Raw genomic sequence first — 13,834 nt, 5'->3', positions numbered from 1 at the left:
CAATTCAAAATAACCACTTTAACTATATGATTATTATATTATTAACAATCATAACTACTCTTTAATTAGTCATAATTATATATATTCTTTTTTATATGTTTTGATTCATTGAACAGCCAATTAAAAATATCTTTTATATTTTTACTCCGGTCTGTGTTTATATAGCCGCACCTTTAATACTTATATCCAAGTCTCTTGGGTATTTATTGGTCGACAGACTATAAGCATTGTTGATTTTAACATGAATCAAAATTTAGATATTCAATGTCAAAAGACTATCCAAAACTATATTGATGACACCTCAATATGGAAAGAAGGAACAAGCCGTTTTTGCTTATCAATGACAAAGGTTCAGTGGCGAATTTGGTTGTTGGCAACGTTTGGAAAGTTTTTTGAAGGAATGATTGTGTTCATGATGGGGCTAACGTTACCCCTGATCACGCTACAGTTTCATTTAACGGAATTTCAAAAAGGTACATTAAGCTCTTCAATACTCTTTGGTATTTTAATTGGTGCTAGTGCGCTGGGTGGCTTGTCAGATCTATATGGTCGTAAGAAGATGTTCATTGTTGAGATGGCATTACTCTCTATCTGCCTCGTAGGGATGGCATCTAGCCAGTCTTATGCCATGATCCTATTGTTTAACTTTGGTATAGGTTTGGCATTAGGGTGTGATTACCCAACCGCACACTTGATGATATCGGAGAGCATTCCGACTAAAAATCGAGGCAAACTGGTACTCGGCGCATTTGCGTTTCAATCTATTGGTGTGCTAATGGGCATACTAACAGGCATCGTGGTGCTGAGTTATGTTGATGATATTAACGCTTGGCGTTTAATGTACATTTTGGCATTGGTACCGTCTTTAGCGATCACTGTTGCACGTTTCTTTATTCCAGAAAGTGCGCATTGGCTAATGTCGAAAAGACGTGAGAAAGAGGCTGAAACGTCACTGAAACGTCTGTTAAATCGCGATCCGAAGTCGACAATGTCATTAACAGCAGTACCGTGTCCTGAAGGGGAAGAAGCGCACACTTGGGTTGGCGGTTATAAGAAACTGTTTAAAGAAAAGTACCGTGCAAAAACGATCTTAGCTTCTGTTCCTTGGTTTATTCAGGACTTAGGCACGTATGGTATCGGCATTTTTACCCCGGTAATTTTAGCCTCAGTGTTGGATCCGCATGTTGCAGTGGCGGGTCAAGATGCACTACACAGCACGATTGCTCATATTATTTATTCGGCAAAAGGGACGGCGTTAATTGATTCATTACTGATTGTTGGTGTGATTTGCGCCATCATTTACTCTGAATCGATTGGTCGTATGAAGCTGCAAATCTACGGTTTTATTGGCTGTGCGGTAGGTTTAGCCTTTGCTGCGGTATCGATTAAGTTGCAGGGTGACTATCAAATATATGTGTTGTTCTTAGGTTTTATGCTGTTTAACTTTATGAACAACTTAGGTCCGAATGCACAGACTTATTTGATTTCAGGTGAAGTATTCCCCGTTAAAATTCGTGCGAAAGGGGCAGGTTTTGCAGCATCTATTGCTAAGTTAGGTGCAATTTTAACGGCCTTTTTATTCCCGATCTTAATGCATGAAATCGGCGTATTTAACTTGCTGCTGAGTTTAGTGGTGACATCAGTACTCGGTGCATGGGTAACATACAAATACCGTTTTGAAACATCAGGTAAGAATATTGAGAATATTTAATTCGTTTCTTAACGAGTAAGAATATTGAAAATATAACTATTGAAAAAAGAGCGTAAGTATTTCACTTACGCTCTTTTTTTATTTCTAGAAAATCCATTTGAACATTGTATAATATATTTAGTGCTGGAAAATTGGCACGAAATTTATTGCATTTCAACTATTCAGTTTGTTTTTTAAATAAACAAAATTTATATTTTCTTTATATCACTGACTTCAATTATTACCCTTTCTTTATATTTGCCTTGTTACCCTGCGTGCTTCTATTTCTTACGAGGTACTGTGCCACCCAATAATGGGATGTACATAAAATTAGTAATGCAAAATCAAAAGCAGTCTTTATTGGTACTCACGTGCCTGTCTATTGGGATTGTGTATGGTGATATTGGAACCAGCCCACTGTATGCCTTCAAAGCAATGTTTGAAGGGCCACACTCAATAGCCATTAACCAAGCGAACGTTTTTGGCATTCTTTCACTCGTTTTCTGGACCTTTATTATTACGGTCTCTATTAAATATCTAGCGTTAGTGACACGGGCTTCCAATAAAGGTGAAGGTGGGGTACTGACACTGACATCATTAGCTCATAATGTCGCTCCACTTCACTTAAAGAAAGGCATTTTATTTTTAGGTATGTTGGCGGCAGGCTTCTTCTTTGGTGAGGCTATTATTACGCCAGCGATGTCGGTGTTATCTGCCGTCGAGGGGATCACGGTGATTAATAGTCACTTTTCTCCCATGATCTTACCGATTGCGATCACCATTATCTGTGGCTTATTTGCGATTCAAAAATATGGCTCAGGTAAAATTGGACGCTTATTTGCTCCTGTGATGTTGCTGTGGTTTGCCACTATTGGCTTACTGGGTTTATTGAGCATCATTAAACACCCTACTGTGCTCTATGCACTTAATCCTAAATACGCTTGTGCTTTTATTGCTCATCATGGTGCTGCCACCTTATTTACCTTAGGGGTAGTGGTATTGGCAGTGACGGGAGTAGAGGCGTTATATGCTGATATGGGGCACTTTGGGATCAAGCCAATCCGATTAGCATGGTTCTTTATTGTGATGCCGTGTTTGGTGCTCAACTATTATGGGCAAGGCGCACTGGTATTATCACAAACCGGCGATATTGATAATCCGTTCTTTATGCTGGCACCTGAGATGTTGCGCTTACCATTAGTGATTTTAGCGACACTTGCCACCATTATCGCTTCGCAAGCGGTGATCTCTGGGATTTTCTCGCTGACTCGCCAAGCGGTAAATTTAGGCTTTTTACCACCAGTACAAATCCACCATACCTCGCATCAAGAGCAAGGTCAGATCTATGTGCCACTGGCTAACTTTTTATTGTTTGTATTGGTGATCACAGTAGTGATCACTTTTGGTAGTTCAGCACGATTAGCAGCAGCGTATGGGATAGCGGTAACTGCAACCATGTTAATTTCCTCACTGTTTATTATCGTAGTAGCACGTTACTTGTGGCAATGGACGTTGGCTTTGGTGATCCAGTATGCGGTGTTGATGCTGCTTTATGATTCTTTGTTGTTTGTCTCAACTTCATTGAAGTTTTCTGATGGTGGTTGGCTACCTTTAACCATAGGTTCGATTGTATTTCTATTAATGGTGACATGGTTTTTAGAGCGAGAGCGAATAGCACAATTAACCAAACAGCCATTATCTGCTGAGGCGATGATCAACGAGCTTGAGCAAAAAGATTGGCCGAGAGCTTCAGGTACGGCAGTGTATTTCACCCGCAATGAAGATCATGTGCCAGCATCGTTAGTTAATAACTTGAAATACAACGAAACCTTACACGAACGTAATGTATTGCTGACGTTTAAATACCCAGATCAGCCAAGGGTGCATCCGTTAAAACGGTTGGAAGTCCAGCAGATCTCGCCATCGTTTTGGCAGATGATTGCGTATGTGGGTTATCAAGAATCGTTAGATATTGAGCAGATCTTTACTGCCTGTAATTGCAAAGGGTTCACGCTACATGAAGTTGACACGGTGTTCTTTATGTCATCGGAGCGAATGAAGTTAAAACCCAGTACCTTGTGGCATGATTTAAAGGCTCGATTGTTTATTTTATTGAGCCGTAATGCACTACGTACTTCTGAGCGATTACATGTACCACAAGATCGTTTAATTGAGATTGGGGTACATATGGAGATTTGAGCTTGTATTGAGTCTAAGCTCTAAATCTAAGCGACAAATCAAAAGGGCTTCACGGTTATCTTCATCTTAACGAGGATAACGGTAGAAGCTCTTTTTTCTTTATTGGGGTATACCTAAAGCGTATTATCTCGGTTTGATTGTTATACAAAAAATGAATGACATGTTTAGCCGCATAAATTGGAATGATCTGAATAAAACCGCCGTGTTATTGGTGCTTTATATCTTAGTGACTTATCTGGGGGTGACGTTTCGTGATGTGATCATTGAAACCGATACTGCCATGTTGTTGCTGTTACTCAATATCGTCAGTGGTTTCTGGCTTAGACAAAAGTTGGCGTATGTGATCACCGCCATCAGTATTGTGGCGTTTCATTTTTTTGTATTACCCGAGCATAACTCGTTTAAGTTCCAAAATTATCAGCACATCATTACTTTTGCCGTGATGGCGTTCAGTGGTGTATTTGCGGTGAAAATCACCCAATCGCAACAGCGTGAAATCAATAAAAACAAACTGCTAAAGTCAGAGTTAAAAAGTAACTATCAATTAGCCTCTGAGTTAGCCTCACTTAATGAAAGCCAAGCCATTGCTCAATCGGCGATTGCTCATTTAGAGCGTAATGGACAGTTTAAAGCTCAGATCTGGCTATTCTCACCGACGCTATTTTGTTTAGCCTCTCATCGTGATCTGCAAGATAACGATATTTTCTCAGCTGTTGAGCATTTCAAACAAACAGGGCAGCCGTTAAGCCAAATGTTATCAGCCAAGGTAACCTTGCACTCGTTAAATGGTGAGTCAGGCTTATTTGGTGTGTTAGTGATTGAAAGTAAGCAAGGGCAGTTGTTCAACCCGATCCTAACGACTTTGATCAGTTTATCGTTAGCCCGATCAGAGGCGAACAATGCATTAACCCAAGTTAAAGAAGCCAATCAATTAGAGCAAATGCGAAACACTTTATTAGCGGCAGTTTCTCATGATTTGAAAACCCCGTTAGGCTCGATTATTGGCACTGCTACGACTTTGACTGATCCTAATATTCATTTGCCAGCAGATACGCAAAAAGAGCTATTACAGTCGATTGCTGAAGAAGGGTATAGCTTAAATCGCAGTTTAACTAAATTGCTAGATATTAGCCGTTATAGCATTAAAACCTTAGTGCCTAAGCGTGATTGGGTGGAGCCTGAAGAGATCATTGGTAGTGCGACTAAACGGGTAGAGCAGTTAGTTAAGGGGCATCCAATTAAACTGACAGGGGAAACTATGTTGGTTTCGCTTGATTACACCTTGATTGAACAGATCATGGCAAACCTGATAGAAAACGCCGCCAAATATAGCCCTGTAGGTGCGGTGATTGAGATTGCTACGGGTTATATCAATGGTTGTTTTGTGTTTGATATTGCCGATCGAGGCTGTGGTGTTGCCCCAGAAGAGACCCAACGTATTTTTGAACGTTTCTATCGTTCAGAGCACACCAAAGTTAAGGGAACCGGTTTAGGTTTGGCGATTTGTAAGCTGATTGTTTCAGCCCATAACGGCACGATTGCAGTGAGTCCTCGTGCTGGTGGTGGGAGTATTTTTAGTGTTGCGATTCCTTGTGATAAATATGATTTAGCAGACATTTATGAATAGTGATATCAAGATCTTAGTGATTGAAGATGAAGCGCCGATACGTCGTTTCTTAGATATTCTTACAACCGGACATGGCTACAGTGTCAAAACCGTTGAGACAGCCCAAGAGGGATTAAAGCAAATAGTCAGTTGGTCGCCACATTTGGTGTTGTTAGATTTAGGTTTGCCTGATGCTGACGGGTTAGATTTCACCAAAGAGTTAAGGGCATGGACTGATACTCCCATTATTGTGATCTCTGCCCGTGATAAAGAAGCGGATAAAGTCCAAGCGTTAGATGCTGGTGCAAATGATTATTTAACCAAGCCATTTGGTAGTGAAGAGTTGCTAGCACGTATTCGTGTGGCGTTGCGTTTACATTCTCATAATACCGCGAGTGACGTGATCCAATATCGCTTTGGCGAGGTGGTGTTAGATCTGGCAATGCAAACAGTGACGCATCATGGTGAAAGCATCAAGTTAACACCTAAAGAATATAAGATCCTTACGCTACTGGCGAAGAACATGGGTAAGGTATTAACACACAAGCAGATCTTAAAAGAAGTGTGGGGTGGTAACTATACTGAGCATGCCCATTATGTGCGTATTCACATTGCCCAGCTGCGCCATAAAATTGAATCGTCACCAGCACAGCCTCAATACATTATTACCGAAAATGGGGTGGGATATCGTTTAATTGCTGATGATTAAACTCAGTGATACGCCATAACAAATCGCAGTTGAGAAGCGGTCTTTATAAAAATTTTATACTGCAGATGGCATTTCTTACATAAACCTTAGATCAAACTTTATACCATCGGAGAAGGTTAAGGTTAAGGTTAAGGTTATAAGGAATATGTATGTTACTGAGTATCGAAATGCTACTTGCTGTTGCCTTTTTTGTTGTGATGGTCACGCGTAATGGGTTTTTAAAACCTGCGTGGCAGCAGTGGGGGATATTAGGCCTGCAAATTGTGTCAGTGTGGTGTTTGATCCATTTATTTATCTCGCATGTTTACCCAGAGTTTATGTTTGCTAAAGATGTGATCAGTGTGTTCTTCTCGGCAGTTTTTGTTTTTGCGGCACTGAAAGATCGTCATGAATCAGATGTGTACCGTAGTCATCATCAACAAGCATCAACAAAATAACAGGGGGGATATCATGGGTGAGATCAGCATTGGTAAACTGCTTATTGTCGGTTTAATTTTCGTTTTATTGTTTGGTACTAAGAAGTTAAGAACACTTGGTAGCGATTTAGGTTATGCGTTAAAAGGCTTTCAGAATGCAGTAAAAGATGAGCCAACCAAGGCGACAGCGGCTATTGAGAAAGATACTGAAGAAATAACACGTTAATAAATGATTTGCAAAAAACACAATATTATTTTGCCACTCTATTTATCTTGCTGAAATGCGCTAAGGTGAACTTAGTATCAGTTTGGAGGCATGGATTATGAAACGTGGATTAGTGATTGATAATAATCTTACTGTGAATAAAGCCGCGATTTTACGGGTAGAGTTTGATAGCGCATTTATTATGTTGTTTTTTGCTGATCAAAGCGTGATAAACATTTGCTTGAAGCAAGATGATTTACACTTTTCATCAGATAATTCTTACTATCTTGATGAGGCTGAATTTAGCCGTGTTCAAACCGAAATTCAGGCTTTTCTTGATAGTGAAATATAAGCTATAAAGTCATTATGTTAGTCGTGACGATGTGATTTTGTACAACAAATGATATTGATAACAGAATATTGCTGTTGCTTATATCGAATAATTGTGTGGTGATTAAAACTTGAACATACAGTTTTTGTAGGGCTTTACATTTTAAACTGTGATCGCTATCATACGCCGCACTTACGGAGAGATGGCTGAGTGGTTGAAAGCACCGGTCTTGAAAACCGGCATACGTTAATAGCGTATCTAGGGTTCAAATCCCTATCTCTCCGCCATATTTCATTGTTGAGCTTAGACTTGGCAATATCACGAATTAATGTGCCGACTTAGCTCAGTAGGTAGAGCAACTGACTTGTAATCAGTAGGTCACCAGTTCGACTCCGGTAGTCGGCACCATTATTTCGGTGGGGTTCCCGAGTGGCCAAAGGGAGCAGATTGTAAATCTGCCGGCACTGCCTTCGAAGGTTCGAATCCTTCCCCCACCACCATGACAATTCCTCCTTAGTTCAGTCGGTAGAACGGCGGACTGTTAATCCGTATGTCGCTGGTTCAAGTCCAGCAGGAGGAGCCAAATAAAAAAGCCCGCAAGCAATTGCGGGCTTTTTTTGTAGATCAGCAACTAAAATCATCGAATAGAAAATAAAAATCACTATTCAGCCCATTCCATGGGACTATTCCTATTTGGGGAATAAGACGGTTGGTTCGTCCTGAACAAATCCTTTCAACAACCTGCGGAAGCTGTGCCATCCATAGTTATGTGGCTACCATCCCTATATCAGCCTACTGAGGTTGTCCCCTCCGTGGGGAATTCCGTTGTCTTCAACCGTGGAAACATCATAACGTAGCAAATCTATTACTGCCGTTGCATAAAGGCAGAATTTAGAGGATTTTCAATATCTTTTTGTTTTTTCATTTATTGATGAGTTGTTTTTGTCTTATTTAAATCGAAAAACTCTATTCTTATTAAAATAAATGTGATTTAAATCATATGGTTATGGATTTGTTTTTATTTTGAAACGGTATTGATATTTGTTTGCTTTAAGGATGAATTGCTACTTTTCTGTGGTGTTTGTGTTGATTAAATATCTTAGATATTAATAAGTTGTTTTATTTTATTGATATATGTTTTGCTAATTTTCTATTATTAAATAGTATACCCAAGCAACCTCAAGATGCAGTGTTCAGCGAGACGACCTTAGTTCTCAGGCGCGGCGACGATTCGAAGATATAGTGGTTCTACATTGAGAATCGTTAACAAAGTCTGAGAGCTAAGGACGCTCGCCCTTTGGGAGCGTGTCACAGAGCCGACTTCTCGCGTCAGACAACTTGGAAAGAGCTCGCTATTCCGCTTCGTTGTCTTCCTTGAATTCAACTCAGTGACTTCGTTCTGAATCAGGCATCTTGAAGTCGCTTGGGTATATTCATCGAATCGTATTTGATTGGATTAAAAATCATTAATTAATAGAGAGGTAACATGCACGACTTAATGACAGTCGCAGTCACTGTGTTTATGGGTTTTTTCGCCATGATGAATCCGTTTGCAAATACAGCAGTATTTGTCGGAATGACGGGGGGAATGCCAGCGAAACAAGTGCGAGCGATTGCCTTTAAAGCCCTTGTTACGGCATTTTGTATTATTACGGCCTTTTGTTTTTTAGGAAAAGGGATCTTTAGTGTCTTCGGTATTACCTTACCGGCATTACGTTTAGCAGGTGGTATCTTAGTGTTTCTAGTGGGTTATCATATGTTGCAAGGTAACACTTCTAAAATGCATTCAAATCAAGAAGACAGTGACGCTGAAGGTAATACTGATATTGCGATATCACCGTTAGCGCTGCCTATTCTGGCAGGCCCTGGTACCATAGCAACAGCCATGAACTACTCAGCAGCCGGCGGTATGCTTCACATTTTAATTACCGTTTCCGCATTCGCCCTGCTGTGTGTGATCACTTTCTTTTGTTTTATTTACGGCCCTAAAATGATTGAAAAAATTGGTGAGAGTGGCATCAGTATTATCACCCGTTTAATGGGTTTGATTTTAACCGTGATAGGGATGCAGATGGGGATCCAAGGCGTTCACGATACGATCGTGCTATTTGGTACTAAGTGATCTTCTTTTCTAGCTCGCGATACCGATCTTTATTTAAGATTGACGTTTGTTATTACCATTAGATAAAAAAGCTGAGGCATGACGTCCTCGGCTTTTTTATTGCCTCTGTGACGACATTGTTGTTGACCTTCCTCTTGGTGTAACCTTTATGCTTGCCAACCTTGATTAGCACCAATAGAGAAAACGCGATGAGTTGTTGTAATAAAGCCCCTAAAGGTGGCGCTTCACTGGGAATTTTAATTAAGTTTATTGCTGCGATATTTTTGTTATTATTTGTGATTTCATTGTTTCAGTAATACTTAGCCGTTGCGATGATTGTGTGCATGGGCGTAAATTGATCCACCTTCTTTGAGCAATTCGACCACTTCAGAGGTGATTTCCCGAGAAATAGCAGGACATCCCCAACTGCGACCTAACATTCCAATTTCATTGATCACATTTGGTTCTGCGTAGCTGGCACCATGTAAGACGATGGCGCGTCTACGTGCATTGGAGTTACTTGGGCTCATGCCGTCTAAACGTAGGGAAATACCGTATTTTCCGTAATAGGCTTCTCCAACACGATAGGTGCCTAAACTGGTTTGGCGGCTATTGATCGTATTTGAAAACTCAGTGGCATATAACGTGCCGCTGTTAATACCATGAGTAACAAAAGTGCGATGGAGTAGTGCGCGTTTCTCGATATCAATGATTAAAAATCGCCGAGCATCGGAGGGTTGAGAGTAGTCGATAATCGACATGATGGGCTTGTTGGCAACGCGAAGATGTTCACGGTAAGCACTGAGGAAAATATCAAAATCAACGTAATTTTGTAGCTTGGCATGATCATAGACTTTCCACGCGTGTGTTGCCCTAAGTGCGAGTGCATCGTGGCAACTAAATAGCAGCAGCGTGATGATTACATATCTGATTTTAAGAAGGAAAAAAGGTGAGAACGTCATAACTCCCTCCTGTATGTATCGTGTCTATCTACTCTGTGATGATCTATAGGAAGTAAGGTATGAATATTTTGTGCCAATTATCTAAAAGTTAAGGCAATGGTAATACGTCGCCCTTAGAGGAGTAAGGCTGGCTTGTGTTAGCGAAAAGATTGTAATGCATTGGATAAAGTAAAAAGGCAACTCACATTGTAATGCGAGTTGCCTTGATTGCGTTTTGCGAATGATTTAGCAAATTAGCTTCTTGCGTGGGCATAAATAGAACCGCCTTCTTTTAATAAATGTACGACCTTATCTGCTAATTTCATTGGAATCGCAGGACAGCCCCAACTCCTTCCTAACATACCTATTTTTTTGATTGTGGCAGGTTCAGCGTATTTTGCACCGTGTAAAACAATGGCGCGTTTTCTGGCGTTTGAGTTAGATGGGCTCATGCCATCAAGACGAAGTGAAATACCATATTTACCGTGATATGCCTCTGCGACACGGAAAGTACCTAAGCTGGTTTGTTTACTATCAACAATGTTTGAAAATTCAGTGGCGTAGAGATCACCACTGTTGATACCGTGAGAAACAAAAGTGTGATAAAGCAGTTTTTTCTTTTCAGTATCTATGATGAAGAATCGGCGGCGATCGGAGGGTTGGCTATAGTCGATGATTGACATAATTGGTTTATCTGCTACGCGGATATGCTCCTTAAAAGCGGTGAGAAAAACATCGTATTTTAAGTGCTTTCCTAATTTAGTCTTATCAAAAATAATCTTGGCTTGTTGATGGAGAGTGGTGGCGGCATAACTCGCGTGGCTCACGCTGAGTAGCGCAATAATAAATAGCGCAGTCCATATCTTCATTTGTTTGCTTCCTGCAAAAATTAGAGTGTTAGAGTTAGTCTGCGGTGTTGTGAGATTTGAAATAAACTAAGTCTTATTGTTTTTGGACTCAATAACGTAAAAAAACGCTATTGTTAATTAATTTTGATTCAATTGTGAATCAAATGTTTATTTTATTTGGTTTGATAGTGTGTTTTTTAACCAGTGATGTTGAAAATGGTGGCGATCATGGTTTTCATTTGTCGGATTGTGGCATGCTGACTGTGCAAAGCTTGGGTTGTTAGATTGAAATAGAGGAAGCAGTAATGGTGATTAAACCAGAAATTCAAGGTGTTGTAGCGCGAACGGCACATCCTTATGGTTGCCAGCAAGCCGTACAAGCACAAATTGCGTTTGTAGAATCGGCAGCACCTATAACACAGGGACCTAAACGTGTGTTGATTTTAGGTGCTTCCTCAGGTTTTGGTTTAGCTTCTCGTATTGCACTGACATTTGGTGGCGCTCAGGCGGCAACATTAGGTGTCTCTTTTGAGCGCGGCCCAAGTGTGAAAGGTGTCGGCACAGCTGGCTGGTATAATAATATTTACTTTAAACAAGCAGCCGAACAACAAGGCTATATTGCAAAAAATATTGTTGGTGATGCGTTTTCGCCTCAAATACGTCAACAAGTAGCTCAGATGATCCGTGATGAGTTTGATGGGCAAGTGGATTTGGTGATTTATAGCTTAGCAACGGGGGTAAGGCCGAACCCTGAAAATGGTGATATGTGGCGTTCTTGCTTAAAAACCGTGGGTGAAAATTTTTCTGGCTTTAGTGTTGATTTAGAAAAAGATAGCTTAGTACCAGCTGAGTTAACTGCGGCAAATGAAGAGGAGATTCTGGCAACGATCAAAGTTATGGGTGGTGAAGATTGGCAAGAGTGGATCGATTTTCTCTTAGCCGAAGAGTTGCTGGCAACAGGAGCCAAAACCTTAGCTTATTCGTATATTGGACCAGAGTCGACGTATCCTATCTATCATCATGGCACTTTAGGTATTGCTAAACAGCATCTCCATCACACAGCAACAGTGCTAAATCAGCAGTTATCTCAATGTGTCGAAGGGCAAGCGAATGTCGTGGTATGTAAAGCGCTGGTAACCAAAGCCAGTGTGTTTATTCCGACATTTTCGCCTTATATTCTGTGTTTATTTAAAGTCATGAAGCAGCTTGGCTTGCATGAAGAATGCATTGAACAAATGCAGCGTTTATTCGCCGATAAGGTGTATGCAGAACATGATGAGCAATCATCACTTACGGATGAGAACGGCTTGATAAGAATGGATGATTGGGAGCTAAAACCTGAAGTCCAACAGCAAGTAGATGGATTAATGGCACAAATGAATGTCGATAATTTCAAACAAGTGGGAGATTATGCGGGATACAAATCTGCTTTTTTAGCTCTCAATGGTTTTGGATTCTCGACAGTTGATTATACTCAATCTGTTGATCTTGATGCTTTGTCTCGTCTGACTCCCTAGTAACGACTATAGGGCTTTTATTACTTGGTCTATTAAGGATGTAATATGCGCCAGTTAACTGCCTCGTTAGCACAATGGTTAAAGACGTTTAATTTGTTGATGGATGATGTGATTGCCAGCGGCATGCCATTGACAGTGGCATCTGTACGTGAAGGATTAGCAGCCATTACCCGTGAGTTGGTAACAGACATTCCTGACATGACGTTGATTAACGATACCGTGATAGCTGATCGTGTGCCTGTGCGTATTTACCACCCACAGCCAGAGCAAGCCTTACCTGTATTATTGTTCTTTCATGGTGGTGGGCATATGTCTGGCAGCGTGGAGGTTTATGATCCTATTTGTCGTAAATTAGCCTGTCATAGTGAGCATATTGTGGTGTCGGTTGAATACCGTTTAGCACCTGAGCATCCTTATCCTGCCGCCATTGATGATGGTTATCTGGTGTTACAATCATTGCTGCAAACCTTGGTTCGCAGTGAGCTTAACTTTATTCCTCAACTCTCGATTGCCGGTGATTCAGCTGGTGGCGCATTATGTGCCACATTAGCCCGTATGGCACAGTTTGATGATGGTATTGAGATCGCAAAGCAAGTGCTAATATACCCAAGCCTTGATTACACATTAAGTTTTCCTTCTGTGAATCAAAATGGAGTCGGTTATTTACTCCAACAATCACGGATTGAGTGGTATTTCTCGAATTATTTCCAACATAACGAAGATCGTCGTCAAGCCTCACCTGTTTGGGGGCCTTATAGTATGGCATTACCTGAAACCTTGATGATCACGGCTGAGTTTTGTCCGTTAAAAGATGAAGGCAAAGCGTATGTAGATGCGCTGAGAAAGCATGAGGTTAATGTGGAGCATATCCACTTTGAGCAGATGATCCATGCATTTTTGAATATGGAAAACTTAGCGAAAAAAGAGTGTGAACAGGCGTATAAAGCGATTGCTGCATTTCTAAAAAAATAAAAGCCGTAACGGTGAATTACGGCTGTCGACTAGAAATATGTGTGTTAATCAGTTTATTCAAAGAAAGACTCAAGTAGTGCATATAAACCGCTTAGTAAATCCATCTAACACCTTCCATTAATAAAAATAGGCAACAGTAATATGGGCGAAATGCCTCTCTGTTGCTTATATCCAGAATAGATTTATTCGCTTCTTAGTCAATCTTTGTTAGCGGGAATATCTCCGATTGTGAACATTGATCACGATATTCTTTAACTTTGCGTTATAACCGATACTTGCCCAGATCTAACCTTCGCTAC

General features: G+C 40.6%; 12 protein-coding genes and 4 tRNA genes. 14 read left to right on the top strand and 2 right to left on the bottom strand.

The features are described 5' to 3' along the window. Nucleotides 1-241: 241 nt before the first annotated feature. From Q7657_RS00520 to Q7657_RS00465, 12 genes are all read left to right on the top strand, one after another. Complete coding sequence (locus Q7657_RS00520; RefSeq protein ID WP_107166418.1) at nucleotides 242-1,711, top strand: MFS transporter; 1,470 nt, start codon at nucleotides 242-244, stop codon at nucleotides 1,709-1,711. A gap of 315 nt (nucleotides 1,712-2,026) precedes the next feature. Then, nucleotides 2,027-3,889 carry a potassium transporter Kup gene (locus Q7657_RS00515; protein ID WP_053987735.1) on the top strand — a complete coding sequence of 621 codons (1,863 nt, stop codon included), beginning with the start codon at nucleotides 2,027-2,029 and terminating at the stop codon, nucleotides 3,887-3,889. A 160-nt stretch (nucleotides 3,890-4,049) separates the two neighbouring features. Then, complete coding sequence (locus Q7657_RS00510) at nucleotides 4,050-5,516, top strand: ATP-binding protein (protein ID WP_107166417.1); 1,467 nt, start codon at nucleotides 4,050-4,052, stop codon at nucleotides 5,514-5,516. Next, the gene (locus tag Q7657_RS00505; protein ID WP_107166416.1) at nucleotides 5,509-6,204 is read left to right on the top strand and encodes a response regulator; all 696 of its coding nucleotides are present in this window, start codon (nucleotides 5,509-5,511) and stop codon (nucleotides 6,202-6,204) included. The genes Q7657_RS00510 and Q7657_RS00505 overlap by 8 nt, the downstream gene beginning before the upstream one ends. A 149-nt stretch (nucleotides 6,205-6,353) precedes the next feature. Further along, entirely contained in the window at nucleotides 6,354-6,641 is a 288-nt protein-coding gene (locus Q7657_RS00500; protein ID WP_107166415.1) for a hypothetical protein, read from the top strand. Between the two features lie 13 nt (nucleotides 6,642-6,654). Beyond that, entirely contained in the window at nucleotides 6,655-6,846 is a 192-nt protein-coding gene (gene tatA, locus Q7657_RS00495; protein WP_107166414.1) for a twin-arginine translocase TatA/TatE family subunit, read from the top strand. 97 nt (nucleotides 6,847-6,943) lie between these two features. Next, on the top strand, nucleotides 6,944-7,177 hold the full coding sequence (locus tag Q7657_RS00490; RefSeq protein ID WP_053987730.1) for a hypothetical protein: 234 nt from the start codon (nucleotides 6,944-6,946) through the stop codon (nucleotides 7,175-7,177). A 175-nt stretch (nucleotides 7,178-7,352) separates the two neighbouring features. After that, nucleotides 7,353-7,443, top strand: a tRNA-Ser gene (locus tag Q7657_RS00485). 45 nt (nucleotides 7,444-7,488) lie between these two features. Continuing rightward, nucleotides 7,489-7,564 (top strand) — tRNA-Thr (locus tag Q7657_RS00480). Between the two features lie 7 nt (nucleotides 7,565-7,571). Next, nucleotides 7,572-7,656 (top strand) — tRNA-Tyr (locus Q7657_RS00475). Between the two features lie 7 nt (nucleotides 7,657-7,663). Beyond that, nucleotides 7,664-7,739 (top strand) — tRNA-Asn (locus tag Q7657_RS00470). A gap of 903 nt (nucleotides 7,740-8,642) precedes the next feature. Further along, entirely contained in the window at nucleotides 8,643-9,278 is a 636-nt protein-coding gene (locus Q7657_RS00465) for a MarC family protein (protein ID WP_053987729.1), read from the top strand. 299 nt (nucleotides 9,279-9,577) lie between these two features. Here Q7657_RS00465 and Q7657_RS00460 read toward each other — a convergent pair whose 3' ends face one another. Together Q7657_RS00460 and Q7657_RS00455 are read right to left on the bottom strand one after the other, a co-directional pair. Next, a complete protein-coding gene (locus tag Q7657_RS00460) occupies nucleotides 9,578-10,219 on the bottom strand; it encodes a murein L,D-transpeptidase catalytic domain family protein (protein ID WP_053987728.1) in 642 nt (213 codons plus the stop codon). 233 nt (nucleotides 10,220-10,452) lie between these two features. Continuing rightward, a complete protein-coding gene (locus Q7657_RS00455; protein WP_107166413.1) occupies nucleotides 10,453-11,067 on the bottom strand; it encodes a murein L,D-transpeptidase catalytic domain family protein in 615 nt (204 codons plus the stop codon). Nucleotides 11,068-11,351: 284 nt separating this feature from the next. Between Q7657_RS00455 and fabV the strand changes: the two genes are divergently transcribed. Next, the gene (fabV, locus tag Q7657_RS00450; RefSeq protein ID WP_107166412.1) at nucleotides 11,352-12,563 is read left to right on the top strand and encodes an enoyl-ACP reductase FabV; all 1,212 of its coding nucleotides are present in this window, start codon (nucleotides 11,352-11,354) and stop codon (nucleotides 12,561-12,563) included. A gap of 45 nt (nucleotides 12,564-12,608) precedes the next feature. Then, nucleotides 12,609-13,535 carry an alpha/beta hydrolase gene (locus tag Q7657_RS00445; protein ID WP_107166411.1) on the top strand — a complete coding sequence of 309 codons (927 nt, stop codon included), beginning with the start codon at nucleotides 12,609-12,611 and terminating at the stop codon, nucleotides 13,533-13,535. The last annotated feature ends 299 nt before the right edge of the window (nucleotides 13,536-13,834 follow it).

The sequence above is a fragment of the Candidatus Photobacterium acropomis genome (genome assembly GCF_030685555.1).
In the GTDB taxonomy this organism is placed as follows: Bacteria; Pseudomonadota; Gammaproteobacteria; order Enterobacterales; family Vibrionaceae; genus Photobacterium; species Photobacterium lucens.
The sequence above is the reverse complement of the archived record's forward strand: the minus strand, read 5'-3'. Positions and strand labels throughout refer to the sequence as shown.